Source organism: Duganella dendranthematis (genome assembly GCF_012849375.1).
Classification (GTDB): Bacteria; Pseudomonadota; Gammaproteobacteria; order Burkholderiales; family Burkholderiaceae_D; genus Rugamonas; species Rugamonas dendranthematis.
Genome location: NZ_CP051684.1, coordinates 3,510,763 through 3,527,039, shown reverse-complemented (window position 1 = coordinate 3,527,039; position 16,277 = coordinate 3,510,763). Strand labels below are relative to the sequence as shown.

Here is a 16,277-nt window from a genome sequence, read left to right as displayed (position 1 = left end):
GCCGGTGCCATCTGCAAAAAAAAAGGCGGGGCACTGCCGGTACAGTGCTCCGCCCAAAGCTACAGCCGAGGATGATTATTAGAGGTGGGTCGCGATCTGCGGCAGCAGGTCATCAAAGGTCCGCCCGTTGCCGTTCTCGCCGATGGCATGCATCTTCCACTCGCCGTTATGACGGTAGATCTTGGCCATGATCTGCGCCGAGTGCGGTCCCTGCACCGACAGATTGAAGCGCGCCACTTCCTTGCCGCTCGCCGCATCCAGCAAACGGCAATACGCATTCTCCACCTGCGCAAAGGTCTGGCCGGTGAAGCTGTTCACCGTGAACACCAGGCTCTTGATCTGCGACGGCACCGCGTTCAGGTCGACGTTGATCTGCTCATCATCGCCATCGCCGGCGCCGGTGCGGTTGTCGCCGGTGTGAACCACGCTGCCGTCCTTGCTTTTCAGCTGACGGAAGAAGATCACATCCACCGGACGATGGCCTTCGTCGAACATCACGCACGAAGCGTCCAGGTCGACCGCTTCGGTCTTGGAACCGAAGCCGAGGAAACCCTTGCTCTTGATGGCGTCCCAACCGAGACCCATGGTGACGCGGCCCAGCGCGCCGCCGGCTTCCTTCTCCAGAGAGATTTTCTGGCCCTTGCTTAAATTGACTGTCATGTTGACTCCTTAAATTTTACGATGCCGACTGACGCGTCAGCCAGGCTTGCAGCGAGGCGCTGTTGCGCGAGCAGATCAAAATCTTGCCCTTGCCCGAGAAGCGCAGCACCATGCCTTCCCCGCTGGTCTGGCTGTTCACCAGATTGCTGAGGAAGCCGCTGTTGCCGCCGGTGGTCACCGAGATCTCGTAGCGCAGCGCGCTATCCCAGGCCACCACGTGCGAGTTGTCGATGATGACATCGCGCCCCGGTTCCACCTCCAGCTGCGAGATCGAACCGAAGCCCGACACCACGGCCTGGCCGACGCCGCTGGTTTCGGTGATGAAGAAACCGCCGCTGCCCGCGAACAGCGCGTTGCCCAGGCTTTGTGTGCGCACCTTCAGTTCCACGCCGGAGGTGGCGGCGACAAACGCGCCGTCGCTCAGCATGTACTGCTGGTTGCCGAGATCCAGCGTCTGCATCGCGCCGGGCAGGGTTGGCGACAGCAGGCAATCGCCGTCGCCGCGCACCGCCTCGATGTGCTGCTGGAAGAAGGACTCGCCGTTGGCGAAGCGCCGCATGATGGCCGCGCCGATGCCGCCGGTAACCTTGCCCTTCAAGTCCAGCGCCGCTTCCATCATCACCATGGCGCCCGATTCGCAGTAGATTTTTTCTCCCTGGCGCATCGACACATGCAGAAATGGATCGACGTCGCCGGTGATGGTAAATACAGGCATGATTGCGAGTCCTTTCAGATCAAGTTAAACGCCGACGCCGAACGAGGCGGCCAGCGGACCGAGGCCGCCCTTGAAGCCCTGGCCGACGGCCTTGAACTTCCAGTCGGCGCCATTGCGATACACCTCGCCGAAGATCATCGCCGACTCGGTCGAACCGTCTTCCGACAGGTCGTAGCGGGCGATTTCGGTATTGCTGCCGGCATTGATGGTGCGGATGAACGCCTTCTGCACCTGGCCGAAATTCTGCTTGCGGGCGTCACCCTCGTGGATGGTGACGCAGATCGCGATGCGTTCCACATCGGCCGGCACCTTGGTCAGGTCGATGGTGACGGTTTCGTCGTCGCCATCGCCGGCGCCGGTGCGGTTGTCGCCCGAGTGGGCCACCGACTGGTCGGTCGATTTCAGGTTGTTGTAGAAGATGAAGTCGCTGTCATTGCGGACCTTGCCGTCTACTTTCAGCAGGAAAGCCGAGCCGTCCAGGTCGAAAGCATTGCCGTCGGTGGAACGCACGTCCCAACCCAGGCCGACCGTGACTTTCGACAGGCCAGGGGCCTCCTTGCTCAGATTAACGTTGCCGCCTTTTTGCAGACTGATTGCCATTTTGATGCTCCTTAAATGAAAACCGGACTAGGTACTACAAGGCGGCGGGCCGTTGTCCGTATAAAACGGCCCGCCGGGTTCTGTTACGCCGTGACGGCGATGGTTTCCTGCTTGCGGCGGTGGCGGACTGACGACCACACCGAGGCGGCGATGAACGCGACGCCGATCAAGCCGGTGAAAATTTCTGGTACGTGATACTTCATACTTGCCAACATGATCGCGGCCAGGATACCGATGGCGTAGTGGGCGCCGTGCTCCAGATACAGGAACTTGTCCAGCGTGCCCTTCTTCACCAGGTAAATCGTCATCGAGCGGACAAACATCGCGCCGATCGCCAGGCCCAGCATGATGATCACAACGTCGGTGGTGATCGCAAAGGCGCCGATCACGCCGTCGAAGCTGAACGATGCATCCAGCACTTCCAGGTACAGGAAGCCACCGATACCGCCGCGCTTGACCATGTCGCCGACGTTGCCGCCGCCCTCTTCTTCCTTCTCCAGCAGGCTGCTGATGCCATCGACACCGACATAGATCAGAATGCCCCACAGGCCGGAAATCAGCACCACCAGCTTCTGGCCTTCCGCCACCAGCCCCATACAGCCCATCAGCACGCCGATGGCGATCATTACCGAGATGGATGAGACCTTGCCCAGCGAGCCAAGTTTCTTCTCGAAGTTACCCAGCCAGTGCGTTTCCTTCTCCGAATCCAGCAGGAAATTCAGGAACACCAGCAGCAGGAACATGCCGCCGAAAGCCGCCACTTCCGCGTGGTGATTGGTCAGGTGCGTCGAGTAGGTCTTGGGATCGTTCAGCGCCAGCGTCCACACATCGACGATGCTCATGTCGGCCGCAACCGCCACAATCACCAGCGGAAACACCAGCCGCATGCCGAACACCGCGATGATGATGCCGACGCCGAGGAACAGCTTCTGCCAGTACTCGTCCCAGGTCTTCAACACCGAGGCGTTGACCACCGCGTTGTCGAACGACAGCGAAACTTCCATCGCCGCCAGAATCAGCGCGATACCAAAGGCCGACAACGCGCCGCCCCACCCTGCCAGCTCATAGCCCCACCAGCCTGCCAAGCCAAGGCAGAGAAAGCTGACGAGGAAAGAAATCCTGAAGTGCTTCATCGTTTTCTCTCGTAGTTATTAATCGATGGACGCAGTGTAAAGAAAACCGACGCATTGAAAAATAGAAGATAATTGAAGTATTACTTCGTAAAATCAGAACATGAAAAACAGCGGATTGAATTTCAGACACTTGTATTTCTTCTGGATGGTGGCCAAGGAAGGGGGCGTTACGCGCGCCGCCGAGCGGCTGGGTCTGGCGGTACAGACCATCAGCATGCAGCTGGCGTCGCTGGAGAAATCGGTCGGCAAGCAGCTGCTGGAACCGCAAGGGCGGCGGCTGGTGCCGACCGAGGCGGGCAAGCTGGCGCTCAGCTATTGCGACCAGATCTTCCTGCTGGGCGACCAGTTGCAGGACGCGCTGGAAGAAGCCGAGACCGACAAGATGCGGCTGGCGGTCGGCATCTCCGACTCGCTACCCAAGCTGATCGCCTTCCGCCTGCTGCAGGCGACGCAACAGATGGACACCCGCGTGCGCCTGGTGTGCATGGAAGATGAATTTGAAAATCTGCTGGCGGACCTGGCGCTGGGCAAGCTGGACGTGGTGCTGACCGACCGCACGGTGCGCGCCGGCGGCAGCCTGAAAGTCTTCAGCCACTTGCTGGGCGAAAGCGACATGAAACTGTTTGGCGTGCCGCGCCTGGCGCGCAAATACCGCCGCAACTTCCCGGACAGCCTGCATGGCGCGCCGCTACTGGTTCCCACGCGCAACAACGCGCTGCGCGGCCGCATCGACGCCTGGCTGGTGGAGCGCCAGGTGCGGCCAGAAATCGTCGGCGAGTTCGAGGACAACGCCATGCTGAACACCTTCGGCCGCAACGGCCTGGGGCTGTTCTTCGCGCCATCGGCGCTGGCGCAGGACATCGAAGACCAGTTCGGCGCCGTGCTGGTGGGCGACGCGCCCGAGCTGCGCGAGCACTTTTACGCCATCTCCAACGCCCGAAAAATCACCCATCCGGCCATCGAAGCTATCCTGAATGAGGTGCATAGCGGCTTGTTCGCATGAACATATTTTGCGGTGCACAAGCGCCGAGTCGTTTAAGATGCAGGTTTCAACTACGTAAATTGCCGCTCGGCCCCTATGCAAAACTTCCTGCTTGTCGTTCTCGCTATCTTCCTGGTTGCTTTGAACGGTTTCTTCGTCGCTGCTGAATTCGGCATCGTCACTCTGCGAAAAACGCGTGTCCGCGCCATCGCCAAGACTAAAGGAATACAGGGACGCATCCTCGGCAAAGTACACGGTGAACTGGACGCTTATCTGTCCGCCTGCCAACTGGGCATTACGCTGGCCTCGCTGGGCCTGGGCTGGGTCGGCGAGCCGGCCTTTGCCGGCCTGCTGGAGCCGCTGCTGACCTTGATCGGTATCACCTCGCCCGAACTGGTGCATGGCATTGCCTTCGTGTTCGCCTTCGGCGTGATTTCTTTCCTGCACATTGTGGTCGGCGAACTGGCGCCAAAATCGCTGGCGATCCGCATGCCGGAAGTGGTCGGCCTGTGGAGCGCGATTCCGCTGTATGGTTTCTATTGGGCCATGTACCCGTTCATCTGGGTGCTGAACGCCAGCGCCAATATGGTGCTGGGCCTGGCAGGCCTGTCCGGCAAGGGCGGCCATGACAGCCACTATTCGGTCGATGAGCTGAAGCTGATTCTGCGCACCAGCCAGCCGGGCGAAAAATTCAACCAGGACGAACGCAACATCCTGGCGCACTCGCTGGATTTCAGCGACCTGGCGGTGTCCGACCTGATGCGTCCGATTAATGAAGTGATCAGCCTGCACGCCAGCCGTCCGCTGAACGACAACCTGGCCGCCATGCTGCGCAACCGCTTCAGCCGCTATCCTTACTACGACAAGGATGGCGAAACCGTGCTGGGCGTGGTGCACCTGAAGGATTTGTTCTTCGCCATGCAGTCGGGCCGTCCGGTGACGGACTTGGTGCCGTTCCTGCGTCCGGTCGAGACGATTTCCGCCCGCACACCCGCGCTGGAGCAGTTCCGCCGCTTCCGCGACGGCGCGCCGCACTTTGCGCTAATCGGCGAGAAGGGCAAGCGCCCGGTCGGCTTCATCACGCTGGACAACCTGCTGGGCGCGATGGTCGGCGAGATCCATGACGAATTCCGCCTCAACGAAAACGACTGGCTCAAGCAGCCGGACGGCACGCTGATCGGCAAGGCCAGCCTGCCGATCTTCTCGCTGGAACGCACGCTGGGCATCGATATCGAAAACGAAGAGCTCGGCCTGGAGGAAGTGGAATCGGTCGGCGGCCTGTTGATGCTGAAGCTGGGCGATATCCCGAAACAGGGCCAGCGCATCAGCTTCCGCCACTTCGACATCGTCGCCAAGAAAATGAATGGTCCGCGCATCCTGCTGGTCAAGGTCATCCCCAAGGATGACACCGAAGACAACGCCGACCAGGATTGATGGTCAAGAATGCAGCTGGTCCGCAGTCCAGTTGCGCAGCAGACCCAGGCCCACCGCCAGCAGCGTTGGGCCGATAAACAGGCCGACAAAGCCAAACGCCAGCACCCCGCCCATTACGCCCAGCAGCACCAGAATAAACGGCAAGCTGCTGCCGCGCGAGATCAGCATCGGCTTGACCACGTTGTCGACGCCGCTGATGACAAACATCCCCCAGACGAACATGAAGATGGCCCAGCCGGTGTCGCCATGGTTGAACAGCCAGATGGTGGCGCCGCCCCAGATCAGCGGCGGCCCGACCGGAATCAGCGATAACAGGAAAGTGGCGACCGACAGCAGCGCCACCGCCGGTACGCCGGCAATCAAAAAACCGACCGCCGCGACTGCCGCCTGCGCCAGCGCCGTGCCCAGCAAGCCGTACATGACGCCGCGCACGGTGCGGCTGACGGTATCGACCACGGTGACGCTTTGTTCGCCGATCAGCTTGTCCATGCCGGTCGCCAGCGCCTGCAACATGGCGTGACCGTCGCGGTACAGGAAGAAGCTGACAAACACCGCCAGGCTGACCTGCGCCACGCCCGAACCCAGCACCATGCCGCCGCCCAGCAACAGGCGACGGCCCGGCTCCAGCAGGTTCTTGGCGACGTTGAGCAGCTCTTCGCGGCTGTGCAGCAGCTTGCGCAGGTAGGTATCGACCATCTCGCCCACCAGCGGCACATCCTTCAGCCACAGCGGCGGGTCCAGCGTACCGCTGTCGAGGTTGGCCTTGATCTGGTCGTAGTAGGACGAGGCGTTATCGGCGATATTCCACGTGACCAGCGTCAGCGGCACGATGATCAGCAGGGTCAGGCCGATGCTCATCACTAGCGCGGCGATGGTGCGGCGCTGCTTGAGCCGCGCCAGCAGGCGCTCGTACAGCGGCCAGCTGGAGATGGTGATGGCGGCGGCAAACAGCACCGCCGCCAGGAACGGCCGCAGCACGACCAAACAGCCGATCACCAGCAGGATGACGGCGGCCAGGCGGGTGAAAGGCTGGAAGCGCTGCTGCATGCGGCCTCCGGCGCTCAGGACAACAGCAGTTTCAGGTCATGCACGGTGGTGGAAGTCGGCTGACCGGGACGCAGCAGCAGGCGGATCTTGCCTTGCTTGTCGAACACATAGCTGGCGGCGGTGTGGTCCATCGAATAGCTGCCCGGCGTGGTGCCCGGCACCTTGGCGTACATCACCTTGAATTCCTTGGCGACGGCGGCGGTCTGCTCCGGCGTGCCGTACAGGCCGAGGAAGCGCTTGTCGAACACCGGCACGTACTCGGCCAGCAGCTTTTGCGTATCGCGCTCAGGATCAACGGTAACGAACAGCACCTGCACCTGATCGGCCTGCGGGCCGAGCTGCTTCATGACTTCCGACATTTCGGCCATCGTGGTCGGGCAGACGTCCGGGCACTGGGTATAGCCGAAGAACATGATCACCGCCTTGCCCTTGAAATCGGCCATGGTGCGCGGCTTGCCGTTGTGGTCGGTGAGGGCAAAATCCCTGGCGAACGACGCGCCGGTCAGGTCCGTGCCCTGGAACACCACCTTGGCCGGCGCCTCCGCCTTCTTCTCGCCGCACGCGGCCAACAGGGAAACAGCAATCAAAGCAAAGGCGAGAACTTTTTTCATCGAGATAGGTCTGTAAGTTGAACTTGGTCTGCTGAGGCAGGTCTAACCACATGATAACGCCATGGAGGCCATCATGAACGAAAGCGACGCCAAAGAAAAGATTCGTACCGCAATCCGGCAATCCAAGTACGTTTGGCGGACGCCGATAAGCTTATCCAAAGAAACCCAAATACCTTTAGAAATCGTATTAACGTTACTGGAAACAAGCGGGGCTTTTATGCGAGCCTATAACACCAATACCAGCGGACAGTCGGTCTTTACAACAGCGGAAAAATACATTGCAGATTCAACATGGCGACATCGACTGTTGGATTTATTGGCGAACAAAGTTGGTGTATAACATGGCCTCCATCGATCCGCTCGCAACATGGCAGCTCGTAGCGATTGCCGCCGCTGGAGGCTTTGTCTGGAACATGAGGGATCTTTGGGAGGACGGAAAAAAATCTGCGGACAAGCGTACTTCCAAAGACTTGAGATACTGGACTTTCTTTGTATTCTGGCCATGTGCAGGAGCCGCGCTCGCCTGGCTGTATATTCTTGATGGCTCCACCTTGCGCCCGCTGCTGGCATTCTCTGTGGGACTGAGCATTTCATCCACACTGCAGACCATGGTGGCAAAAGCACCTCCTGTTCCGCCACCGAACAAGGAAGAAAAACAGGAGTGATCAGATTTTGATGTAGTGGTCCACCAGCAGCGCCAGGAACAGCAGGCCGAGGTAGATGATCGACCAGGTGAAGGCTTTGCGGGCGATCAGGTCGGTGTAGTGACGGTAGATTTTCCAGGCGTGATGCAGGAACACGGCGTTCAGGATCACCGCGCTGACCAAGTAGATCAGGCCGCTCATCTGCACCGCGTACGGCAGCAGCGTGGTGGCCGCCAGCGCGATCGAATACAGCCAGACGTGGAACTGCGTGAACTTCATGCCGTGCGTGACTGGCAGCATCGGCAGGCCCGAACGGGCGTAATCGTCGCGGCGATACAGCGCCAGCGCCCAGAAGTGCGGCGGCGTCCAGACGAAGATGATCATCACCAGCAGCCATGCCTCCATCGGCACATCGTTGGCCACCGCCGCCCAGCCCAGCGCCGGCGGCATCGCGCCCGACAGACCGCCGATGACGATATTCTGCGGCGTGGCCGGCTTCAAAATCATGGTGTAGATAATCGCGTAACCGAGGAAAGTGACGAAGGTCAGCCACATGGTTAGCGCATTGACGAAGGTGTACAGCACCCACATGCCGGCGCCCCCGATCACCAGCGCAAAGATGATGGTCTGCGTCACGGTGATGTCGCCCATCACCATCGGCCGGCGCGCGGTGCGAGCCATGCGCGCATCGACCTCGCGCTCCGCCAGGCAGTTGACCGCGAACGCTGCTCCGGTCAGCAACCAGATACCCACCGTCGCATACAGCACCAGCGACAGGCTCGGCAAACCGTTCGGGATGCCGAGGTACATGCCGATGACGGCGCAGAACACCGCCATCATGGTGACGCGGGGTTTGGTCAGCGCCCAGAACTGCGCGGCGAGCGGCGGGTGTTTGGAGGTTACGGTCTGCGTGGTCATGAGGGCAACTTAATCAATGCCGTACCGTCGACGAAGGAGGATGCGCGGCGCCCGAAGCTGCCTTTTTTGCAATGTCGTACTGGTACTTAGCCTTGTAGTTTAACATGGTCAGCAAAAGTACCAGCGCCGCCGCTCCGGCGTTATGCAGCACGGCGATGGTCAACGGGAAACTCAGGTAGATGGTGGCCACCCCGGTGATGATCTGCGCACCCAGCACCAGGGCGATGTTACGGGCGGTTTTATGCAGCACATCGTGCCCCCACGCGCGCCACGCGGCATAGCCCGCCACCAATGCGACGATGAAGCCGAAATTGCGGTGTACCCAGTGGATCGCCGTCAGCGCCGAAAATGGCAGGTAGTGGCCGGCGGCCGTCTTGCCCAGCTCGCGCCACAGCGTGAAGCCGTGCTCGAAGTCCATTTCGGGCACCAGCTTGCCGCCACACAGCGGGAAGTCGGTACAGGCCAAGGTGGCGTAGTTGGTGCTGGTCCAGCCGCCCAGCGCCAGTTGCACCAGCAGCAGCGCAGCCGCCACGCCGGCCAGGATGCGGATGTTGCGCATGGCCGGCGGCGAGGCGCTGACCAGCGTGCGCGGCGCGTTCAGGTGATTCTGGCGGCCGCCGTACCACACCAGCATGGCCAGCAGGCCCATGCCCAGCAGCAGGTGGATGGTGACGATCACCGGTTGCAGCTTCAGCGTCACGGTCCAGGCGCCAAACGCCCCTTGCAGGCAGACGAAGAAGAACAGCGCGGTCGGCAGCCATGGCGCGTATTCGGCCCGGCGATTTTTCAGCCACTGATTCCACGACTGCGCCATCATCGCGACGATCAGCACGCCGATCGTCATCGCCAGGTAGCGGTGGATCATCTCGATCCATGCCTTGAATACGGTCACCGGCCCGGTCGGCATCAGCGCTTCGGCCGCGACGATCTGGTCATGCGCGAGGAAGGGATTGGCGGCGCCGTAGCAGCCCGGCCAGTCAGGGCAGCCGAGGCCGGAATCGGTCAGCCGCGTGAAGGCGCCGAACACGATCAAATCAAACGTCAGGAACACGCTGACCCACACCAGCTTGCGGTACTTGTTGGCGTCCGACGAGGTCCAGACGATAGCGGCCGGCAGCAGCGCGATCAGCAGCGCCGTCACCGCCATTTGTGCGAGAGTGAGATGCATAAACTTAACCTATGGCCGAAGCCTTCAACAATTTCGCGATGTCCTTCTGGACCCGCTTGACCTTCTCCACATCGCTGGACACCGCGCCTTTCGGGAAGCGCATCATCAGGTTGCCCAGCGGGTCGATCAGGTACACATGATCGGACACGCGGTCCTGCGCATTGCCGCCCTCCAGCGGCAGCCACTTGTCCACCACGGCGGCCGGCGCGCGCAGCATGCGGGTGCCGTCGTTCACGCGCAGCAGCATGGTTTCCAGCGGCTCATTATCGGTAATCAGCCACACCCGTTCGATGCGCTCCATCTCTTTGCCCTGCATGGTACGCAGCTGGCGCATCGCAAACAGCTGGTCCTGACAGTCCTGCTGGCAATCGGACGGGCCGACTTTCAACATGATCCACTTGCCCTTGTAATCCTCCAGCCGCGCCGGCTTGCCGTCCAGCGTGGTGCTGGCCATGGACGGAATCGGGTACTGGCGCGGATCGATCAGCGCGCCATAATTGGTAACGCCGCCCTTCGGCTTGATCACGTAATAGGTGAAGTATGACGCAATCAGCGGCGCCGCGCACACTGCCAGCACCAGCAACAGCTTCCAGCGGCCGCGCGATTGATTATTTGCTTTTTCCACGTCTGAATCCGTTCACCACAAAGAAGATAACCGCCATCGCCGACAGTGCGTACCACTGGAAGGCATAGCCCTGATGTTTTTCCACGCCCAGCGACGGCGCCGGCCAGTCGCGCACCAGCTGCGCATCGTCGCCGGCGGGCTGGGCTGGCATGCCCTGCTCCACCACGAACGGCTGCATGGTCAGGCCGCTGTCCTTGGCCACCTGCAGCGGATCGGCGTTTTGCACGATGGCGTTGGGCGTTAGCGGCGGCGTCGTGCCCAGCTCCATCACATGGCCGGCGTTGAGCCGCGCCACGCCCTGCACGGTGACGACGCCGTCCGGTGTGGCGTAGGTCGGCAACTTGTCGCGCACCGCCGGATCGCGCGGCAGCCAGCCGCGCGCCACCAGCACGTGCATGTTCGATCCCGCTATTTTAAACGGCATCAGCAGATAGAATCCGGCCCGGCCCTGGTACGGGCGGTTGTCCAGATACACCGGCCAGTCGCGCACGAACTCGCCGCTGACGGTGATGCGGCGCCAGGCCACGGCGTCGGCTGCCAGCGGCGCGCCGTCCAGCACCAGCGGCACCGCCTCGACGCCCTGCGCCAGCTTGTGCTGCAAGGCGATCTTGTCGTTGGCGCGGCGCTCCTGCCAGTTGCCCAGCTGTATGCCGAGCGCCACGACGAGGACCGTGGCGACGAAAGGAATCAATTTAAAGCGGAACGCCATTACAATGGAACCTCGATCAAATCGCCACTCCCTCATGAAATGAAAATTGCTATTGCCATTGCATTCATGCTGATCCTTGGCAGCCTGGGATCGGCGCTGTTCTTCCTGATGCGCGACAAGGGCCGCAGCAACAACACCGTGCGCTCGCTGGCGGTGCGGGTGGCGCTGTCGATCACGCTATTCCTGCTGATCCTGCTGGCCTACAAGCTCGGCTACATCCAGCCCAAAGGCATCCGCGTTTAACAACCCGCACTGCGGCAGATAGGGGTCTGACCCCGTTCGGGGGTCAGACCCCGCAGCTTGCGCTACGCTTCGGGGCTTAATCAGGCGTAAAAAAAGCCGCACCGTGTGCGGCTTTTGCGGCGTATGCCATTATAACCAGTAGACCACCACGTAGAGGCCCAGCCACACCACGTCGACGAAGTGCCAGTACCAGGCTGCGCCTTCAAACGCGAAGTGGTTCTCCGGCGTGAAATGGCCCTTCAGCACGCGATACAGCACCACCGACAGCATGATCGCCCCCATCGTCACGTGGAAGCCGTGGAAACCGGTCAGCATGAAGAAGGTCGAACCGTAGATGCCCGAGGTCAGCTTCAGGTTCAGTTCGGTGTAGGCATGGTGATACTCATACGCCTGGAAGCCCATGAACACCGCACCTAGCAGAACCGTGGCGAACAGCCAGATCGCCGTCTGCGCGCGATGGCCTGCACGCAGCGCGTGGTGGGCGATGGTCAGGGTTACGCCCGAGGTCAGCAGCAAGGCCGTGTTAATGGTCGGGATCGGGAATGGTCCCATGGTCTGGAACGCCTCCACGGTGCCGGCCGGCGTGGCGCCGCCCCAGGACGGCGCGTAGTCCGGCCAGACGAATTTGCTGTCCAGGTCGCCCAGCCACGGCATCGAGATGCTGCGCGCATAGAACAGTGCGCCGAAGAAGGCACCGAAGAACATCACCTCCGAGAAGATGAACCAGCTCATCGACCAGCGGTAGGAATGGTCGATGCGCTGGCTGTACAAGCCGCCTTCCGATTCCTTGATGGCGTCGCCGAACCAGAAATACAGTACGGTAATCGTGCCGAGGATGCCCAGCAGATTGGCGGCCGGGCCCCATGACGCATCATTGACCCAGGCCGAGGCCCCGATCATGGTCACCAGCATGGACAAGCCGGCCAGCAGCGGCCAGCGCGAGGGACCGGGCACGAAGTAATACGGTGCCGCGGCGCCCTGTGAACTTGTTGAACTCATCTTCATCTCCCCATTTTCACTTATTTAGCGACTACGATTTTGACGATTGTTATCAGTACGCCGATGAACACCGCCACCGCCAGCAAGGCCGCGATGATGATGTGCAGCGGATTTAGTCCCTGCTGGTCGGCGTCGAAATCGCGCTTGCGGCGCAATCCCACGAACGACCACAATACGGCCTTGAGCGAATACAGAAAGCCGGGCTTGTCCGTCATGTCAGTTGGCCGCCGTCTTCACCAGCCCGCCGCCCACCTCGAAGAAGGTGTACGACAGCGTGATGGTTTTCACATCCCTGGGCAGCTTCGGATCGATGTAGAACACCACCGGCATCTGCCGCGCTTCCTTCGGCTTCAGCGTTTGCTGCTTGAAGCAGAAGCACTCCACTTTCATGAAATACGGCATCGCGTTCTGCGGTGCGTAACTCGGGATCGCCTGCGCATTCATCTCGCGCGGCTGGGTGTTGACCACTTCGTACATCACCGTGTTCAGCTCGCCCGGATGCACCGTCATGCTGGCCTGCGTGGGCCGGAAGCGCCATGGCCCCTGCGCATTGCCGTCGAACTCGATGGTGACGTTGCGGCTCTTGTCTACCTGCGTGTTCTGGTCCAGCGCCACTGTGCCGTCCTTTTGCGTCAGTACGTTGATGCCCAACGCTTCGCAGATCTGCCGGTAGAACGGGTTGAGCGCGTAAGCAAAGCCGAACATCACCGTAGCGATGATGATCAGCTTGCCCAGCAGCTTTTTGTTCTCGGTCATGTCAGCTCAGCCAGATGCGCTTGACGAACACTGAAGCGAAGAAGAACGCCGCCAGGCCGAACAGGATCAAGGCGGTGCGCAGGTTATTCGGCTTCTTTTGCCCGTTCATGATTATTTGAACTCAGGCGGGGTTTCAAAGGTATGGAACGGCGCCGGCGACGGCACGGTCCACTCCAGGCCTTCCGCGCCTTCCCATGGCTTGGCTTCGGCTTTCTTGCCGCCACGGATGGTCGGCAGGATCACGAAGAACAGGAAGAACACCTGCGACAGGCCGAAACCGAAGGCGCCGATGGTGGCCACCATGTTGAAGTCGGTGAACTGCGCCGAGTAGTCGGCATAGCGGCGCGGCATGCCGGCCAGGCCCAGGAAGTGCATCGGGAAGAAGGTGATGTTGAAGGTGATCAGCGAAAGCCAGAAGTGGGTCTTGCCCATGGTCTCGTTGTACATGTGGCCGGTCCATTTCGGCGACCAGTAGTAGAAACCGGCGAACAGCGCGAACAGCGAGCCGGCCACCAGCACGTAGTGGAAGTGCGCCACCACGTAGTAGGTGTCCTGCAGCTGGATGTCGATCGGCGTCACAGCCAGGATCAGGCCGGTGAAGCCGCCGATGGTGAACACGAAGATGAAGCCGACCGCGAACAGCATCGGCGTCTCAAACGTCATCGAGCCGCGCCACATGGTGGCGATCCAGTTGAACACTTTCACGCCGGTCGGCACCGCGATCAGCATGGTCGCGTACATGAAGAACAGCTGCGACGTCACCGGCATGCCGGTGGTGAACATGTGGTGGGCCCAGACGATGAACGACAGAATCGCGATCGACGCCGTGGCGTACACCATCGAGGCGTAGCCGAACAGCTGCTTGCGGGCGAACGCCGGCAGGATTTGCGAGACGATGCCGAACGCCGGCAGAATCATGATGTACACCTCGGGGTGGCCGAAGAACCAGAAAATGTGCTGGTACATCACCGGATCGCCACCGGCGGCGGCGTTGAAGAACGAGGTGCCGAAGTGGCGGTCGGTCAGCGTCATGGTGATGGCGCCGGCCAAGACCGGCATCACGGCGATCAGCAGGTAGGCGGTGATCAGCCAGGTCCAGCAGAACATCGGCATCTTCATCAAGGTCATGCCGGGTGCGCGCATGTTGAGGATGGTGACGATGATGTTGATCGAACCCATGATCGACGAGGCGCCCATCAGGTGCATCGCAAAGATGGCCATGTCCATGCCCGGTCCCATTTGCGTCGACAGCGGCGCGTACAGCGTCCAGCCGGCGGCGGTGGCGCCGCCCGGCGCCAGGAACGAGGTGGCCAGCAGGATCGCCGCCGGCGGCAGCAGCCAGAACGAGAAGTTGTTCATGCGCGCAAACGCCATGTCGGAAGCGCCGATTTGCAGCGGGATCATCCAGTTGGCGAAGCCGACGAAGGCCGGCATGATGGCGCCGAACACCATCACCAGACCGTGCATGGTGGTCAGCTGGTTGAAGAATTCAGGCTGGAAGAATTGCAGGCCGGGCTTGAACAGCTCGGTGCGTATCATCAGCGCCAGCACGCCGCCGGACAGCAGCATGATGAACGAGAACCACAGGTACAGCGTACCGATGTCCTTGTGGTTGGTGGCAAACAGCCAGCGCGCCGGACCATGTGGATGGTCGTGCGCATGATCGTGATCGTGGCCGTGATCCAAAGTAGTAGTGCTCATCTGTAACGCTCCTGATTACTTACGTGCAGCCACAACTTCGGCCGGTTGAACGATGTTTTCCTCAGCCTTGTTCGTCCAGCTATTGCGGGTGTAAGTAATGACAGCCGCGATATCCGTATCCGACAATTGCTTCCAAGAAGGCATTTCGACGGGATATTTCCCGCTCTTTTTACCGTGCAACAGCACGCTGATTTGTTCCGCTTTCGGTCCGTTGACCACCGGCGAACCGTCCAGCGCCGGATAGGTCGACGGCAAGCCGCGGCCGTTGGCCTGGTGGCAGGCCACGCAGTTGGTGCTGTAAACTTTTTCGCCCTTGGTTTTCAGCTCGTCGATGGTCCAGGTTTTATTTGGATCATCGGCCAGCGCGGCCATTTCTTTCTTCTTGCCGTCGACCCAGACTTTGTAGTCGGCGTCGCTGACCACCCGCACCACGATCGGCATGAAGGCGTGCTCCTTGCCGCACAGTTCCGAGCAATAGCCGCGGAAGGTGCCGGTGTGCTCGGCCTTGAACCAGGCGTCGCGCACGAAGCCGGGAATCGCATCCTGCTTGACGGCAAACGCCGGAATCGACCACGAGTGGATGACGTCGTTGGCGGTAGTGATCATGCGGATCTTGCGGTGCACCGGCACCACCACCTCGTTGTCGACTTCCATCAGGTAGTTGTCGCCGCGCTTCTCGGTCGGCGCAAAGCCGGGCGCGCCGACCTGGGCGCGCGGCGTCGACAGGTTGGACAGGAAGGAAATCCCCTCGCCCTCGCCTTTCAGGTAATCGTAGCCCCATTTCCACTGCATGCCGGTGACCTTGATGGTGATGTCGGCGTTGGAGGTGTCCTTCATGCCGACCACGGTGCGGGTGGCGGGCAGCGCCATGCCGATCACGATCAGGAACGGCACGATGGTCCAGGCCACCTCGACGGCGGTGGATTCGTGGAAGGTGGCCGGCTTGTGGCCGAGCGACTTGCGGTGCTTGAAGATCGAATAGAACATCACGCCGAACACCGCAATGAAGATGACCAGGCAGACGCCCATCATCCAGTTGTGCAGGTCGTAGACTTCGGTGGCGATGCGGGTGGCGGGAGGTTGCAGGTTCAATTCGCCGGCTATGGGGCCACCGGTACCCCCGGTGGCGGCGCCGTAGGTGCCGGCCGCGGCGCCGGTTGCGGTGTCAGCTGCCCACGCTGTTGCCCCGGCTGCCAGCATGGCCAGCCCGAACATCAACGCTTGAAGTCGCTTCGCATATGTCATGTTTTCCCCAACTGCCCAAGAAATTAAAATATTTTTTTTAACGTCTTGCCGGCTATCGGTGAACTGAACCGGCGACGCTCCTTAAAC

General features: G+C 61.0%; 21 protein-coding genes. 5 read left to right on the top strand and 16 right to left on the bottom strand.

Features of this window, described 5'->3' with window-relative positions; all coding sequences use genetic code 11:
* Positions 1–78 precede the first annotated feature (78 nt).
* The 4 genes from HH213_RS16120 to HH213_RS16105 all read right to left on the bottom strand — a co-directional run bounded on the left by HH213_RS16120 (position 79) and on the right by HH213_RS16105 (position 3,108).
* Positions 79–660: a TerD family protein gene (locus tag HH213_RS16120; RefSeq protein WP_169112879.1), complete on the bottom strand. Its 582-nt coding sequence runs from the start codon at positions 658–660 to the stop codon at positions 79–81.
* A 16-nt stretch (positions 661–676) separates the two neighbouring features.
* A complete protein-coding gene (locus HH213_RS16115; protein WP_169112878.1) occupies positions 677–1,375 on the bottom strand; it encodes a TIGR00266 family protein in 699 nt (232 codons plus the stop codon).
* 24 nt (positions 1,376–1,399) lie between these two features.
* Complete coding sequence (locus HH213_RS16110; RefSeq protein ID WP_110847314.1) at positions 1,400–1,975, bottom strand: TerD family protein; 576 nt, start codon at positions 1,973–1,975, stop codon at positions 1,400–1,402.
* Positions 1,976–2,058: 83 nt separating this feature from the next.
* Complete coding sequence (locus HH213_RS16105; protein WP_110847315.1) at positions 2,059–3,108, bottom strand: DUF475 domain-containing protein; 1,050 nt, start codon at positions 3,106–3,108, stop codon at positions 2,059–2,061.
* Positions 3,109–3,208: 100 nt separating this feature from the next.
* Here HH213_RS16105 and nhaR point away from each other — a divergent pair, with 100 nt between their 5' ends.
* Positions 3,209–4,111 (top strand): transcriptional activator NhaR, encoded by a 903-nt coding sequence (nhaR, locus tag HH213_RS16100; protein ID WP_110847316.1) that lies wholly within the window; start codon positions 3,209–3,211, stop codon positions 4,109–4,111.
* Between the two features lie 75 nt (positions 4,112–4,186).
* Complete coding sequence (locus HH213_RS16095) at positions 4,187–5,524, top strand: hemolysin family protein (RefSeq protein WP_169112877.1); 1,338 nt, start codon at positions 4,187–4,189, stop codon at positions 5,522–5,524.
* Between the two features lie 3 nt (positions 5,525–5,527).
* Here the strand turns inward: HH213_RS16095 and HH213_RS16090 are convergent, their stop codons facing one another.
* The gene (locus HH213_RS16090; RefSeq protein ID WP_169112876.1) at positions 5,528–6,571 is read right to left on the bottom strand and encodes an AI-2E family transporter; all 1,044 of its coding nucleotides are present in this window, start codon (positions 6,569–6,571) and stop codon (positions 5,528–5,530) included.
* A gap of 14 nt (positions 6,572–6,585) precedes the next feature.
* Positions 6,586–7,182, bottom strand: coding sequence for an SCO family protein (locus HH213_RS16085; RefSeq protein WP_169112875.1), 597 nt, complete (start codon positions 7,180–7,182; stop codon positions 6,586–6,588).
* A gap of 73 nt (positions 7,183–7,255) precedes the next feature.
* Between HH213_RS16085 and HH213_RS16080 the strand changes: the two genes are divergently transcribed.
* Together HH213_RS16080 and HH213_RS16075 are read left to right on the top strand one after the other, a co-directional pair.
* Complete coding sequence (locus HH213_RS16080) at positions 7,256–7,522, top strand: hypothetical protein (protein WP_146235920.1); 267 nt, start codon at positions 7,256–7,258, stop codon at positions 7,520–7,522.
* Between the two features lies 1 nt (position 7,523).
* Positions 7,524–7,847 (top strand): hypothetical protein, encoded by a 324-nt coding sequence (locus tag HH213_RS16075; RefSeq protein ID WP_169112874.1) that lies wholly within the window; start codon positions 7,524–7,526, stop codon positions 7,845–7,847.
* On the opposite strand, the gene cyoE is transcribed toward HH213_RS16075, so the two are convergent.
* Genes cyoE through HH213_RS16055 form a run of 4 tightly spaced genes read right to left on the bottom strand, consistent with a single transcriptional unit; the run spans position 7,848 to position 11,252 of the window.
* Complete coding sequence (cyoE, locus tag HH213_RS16070) at positions 7,848–8,744, bottom strand: heme o synthase (protein ID WP_110847321.1); 897 nt, start codon at positions 8,742–8,744, stop codon at positions 7,848–7,850.
* A gap of 13 nt (positions 8,745–8,757) precedes the next feature.
* On the bottom strand, positions 8,758–9,912 hold the full coding sequence (locus HH213_RS16065; RefSeq protein ID WP_169112873.1) for a COX15/CtaA family protein: 1,155 nt from the start codon (positions 9,910–9,912) through the stop codon (positions 8,758–8,760).
* A gap of 4 nt (positions 9,913–9,916) precedes the next feature.
* Entirely contained in the window at positions 9,917–10,537 is a 621-nt protein-coding gene (locus HH213_RS16060) for an SCO family protein (protein ID WP_110847323.1), read from the bottom strand.
* The gene (locus tag HH213_RS16055; protein WP_169115219.1) at positions 10,521–11,252 is read right to left on the bottom strand and encodes an SURF1 family protein; all 732 of its coding nucleotides are present in this window, start codon (positions 11,250–11,252) and stop codon (positions 10,521–10,523) included. The genes HH213_RS16060 and HH213_RS16055 overlap by 17 nt, the downstream gene beginning before the upstream one ends.
* Positions 11,253–11,285: 33 nt before the next feature.
* On the opposite strand from HH213_RS16055, the gene HH213_RS16050 reads away from it, so the two are divergent.
* A complete protein-coding gene (locus HH213_RS16050) occupies positions 11,286–11,489 on the top strand; it encodes a twin transmembrane helix small protein (RefSeq protein ID WP_110847324.1) in 204 nt (67 codons plus the stop codon).
* A gap of 129 nt (positions 11,490–11,618) precedes the next feature.
* Here the strand turns inward: HH213_RS16050 and HH213_RS16045 are convergent, their stop codons facing one another.
* The 6 genes from HH213_RS16045 to coxB are packed head-to-tail and all read right to left on the bottom strand — an operon-like array spanning position 11,619 to position 16,190.
* Complete coding sequence (locus tag HH213_RS16045) at positions 11,619–12,494, bottom strand: cytochrome c oxidase subunit 3 (protein WP_371875674.1); 876 nt, start codon at positions 12,492–12,494, stop codon at positions 11,619–11,621.
* Positions 12,495–12,508: 14 nt separating this feature from the next.
* Positions 12,509–12,703, bottom strand: coding sequence for a DUF2970 domain-containing protein (locus HH213_RS16040; RefSeq protein WP_169112872.1), 195 nt, complete (start codon positions 12,701–12,703; stop codon positions 12,509–12,511).
* A gap of 1 nt (position 12,704) precedes the next feature.
* Entirely contained in the window at positions 12,705–13,244 is a 540-nt protein-coding gene (locus HH213_RS16035; protein WP_110847326.1) for a cytochrome c oxidase assembly protein, read from the bottom strand.
* A gap of 1 nt (position 13,245) precedes the next feature.
* Entirely contained in the window at positions 13,246–13,353 is a 108-nt protein-coding gene (locus tag HH213_RS29875) for a cytochrome oxidase small assembly protein (RefSeq protein WP_217363440.1), read from the bottom strand.
* Between the two features lie 2 nt (positions 13,354–13,355).
* Complete coding sequence (ctaD, locus tag HH213_RS16030; RefSeq protein WP_169112871.1) at positions 13,356–14,945, bottom strand: cytochrome c oxidase subunit I; 1,590 nt, start codon at positions 14,943–14,945, stop codon at positions 13,356–13,358.
* A 15-nt stretch (positions 14,946–14,960) separates the two neighbouring features.
* The gene (coxB, locus tag HH213_RS16025) at positions 14,961–16,190 is read right to left on the bottom strand and encodes a cytochrome c oxidase subunit II (protein ID WP_110847328.1); all 1,230 of its coding nucleotides are present in this window, start codon (positions 16,188–16,190) and stop codon (positions 14,961–14,963) included.
* Positions 16,191–16,277: the final 87 nt, after the last annotated feature.

Bases quoted from the DNA above. Each gene is read 5' to 3' on its own strand.
- HH213_RS16120 (WP_169112879.1), bottom strand. From the start codon at position 660: ATGACAGTCAATTTAAGCAAGGGCCAGAAAATCTCTCTGGAGAAGGAA.
- HH213_RS16115 (WP_169112878.1), bottom strand. From the start codon at position 1,375: ATGCCTGTATTTACCATCACCGGCGACGTCGATCCATTTCTGCATGTG.
- HH213_RS16110 (WP_110847314.1), bottom strand. From the start codon at position 1,975: ATGGCAATCAGTCTGCAAAAAGGCGGCAACGTTAATCTGAGCAAGGAG.
- HH213_RS16105 (WP_110847315.1), bottom strand. From the start codon at position 3,108: ATGAAGCACTTCAGGATTTCTTTCCTCGTCAGCTTTCTCTGCCTTGGC.
- nhaR (WP_110847316.1), top strand. From the start codon at position 3,209: ATGAAAAACAGCGGATTGAATTTCAGACACTTGTATTTCTTCTGGATG.
- HH213_RS16095 (WP_169112877.1), top strand. From the start codon at position 4,187: ATGCAAAACTTCCTGCTTGTCGTTCTCGCTATCTTCCTGGTTGCTTTG.
- HH213_RS16090 (WP_169112876.1), bottom strand. From the start codon at position 6,571: ATGCAGCAGCGCTTCCAGCCTTTCACCCGCCTGGCCGCCGTCATCCTG.
- HH213_RS16085 (WP_169112875.1), bottom strand. From the start codon at position 7,182: ATGAAAAAAGTTCTCGCCTTTGCTTTGATTGCTGTTTCCCTGTTGGCC.
- HH213_RS16080 (WP_146235920.1), top strand. From the start codon at position 7,256: ATGAACGAAAGCGACGCCAAAGAAAAGATTCGTACCGCAATCCGGCAA.
- HH213_RS16075 (WP_169112874.1), top strand. From the start codon at position 7,524: ATGGCCTCCATCGATCCGCTCGCAACATGGCAGCTCGTAGCGATTGCC.
- cyoE (WP_110847321.1), bottom strand. From the start codon at position 8,744: ATGACCACGCAGACCGTAACCTCCAAACACCCGCCGCTCGCCGCGCAG.
- HH213_RS16065 (WP_169112873.1), bottom strand. From the start codon at position 9,912: ATGCATCTCACTCTCGCACAAATGGCGGTGACGGCGCTGCTGATCGCG.
- HH213_RS16050 (WP_110847324.1), top strand. From the start codon at position 11,286: ATGAAAATTGCTATTGCCATTGCATTCATGCTGATCCTTGGCAGCCTG.
- HH213_RS16045 (WP_371875674.1), bottom strand. From the start codon at position 12,494: ATGAAGATGAGTTCAACAAGTTCACAGGGCGCCGCGGCACCGTATTAC.
- HH213_RS16040 (WP_169112872.1), bottom strand. From the start codon at position 12,703: ATGACGGACAAGCCCGGCTTTCTGTATTCGCTCAAGGCCGTATTGTGG.
- HH213_RS16035 (WP_110847326.1), bottom strand. From the start codon at position 13,244: ATGACCGAGAACAAAAAGCTGCTGGGCAAGCTGATCATCATCGCTACG.
- HH213_RS29875 (WP_217363440.1), bottom strand. From the start codon at position 13,353: ATGAACGGGCAAAAGAAGCCGAATAACCTGCGCACCGCCTTGATCCTG.
- ctaD (WP_169112871.1), bottom strand. From the start codon at position 14,945: ATGAGCACTACTACTTTGGATCACGGCCACGATCACGATCATGCGCAC.
- coxB (WP_110847328.1), bottom strand. From the start codon at position 16,190: ATGACATATGCGAAGCGACTTCAAGCGTTGATGTTCGGGCTGGCCATG.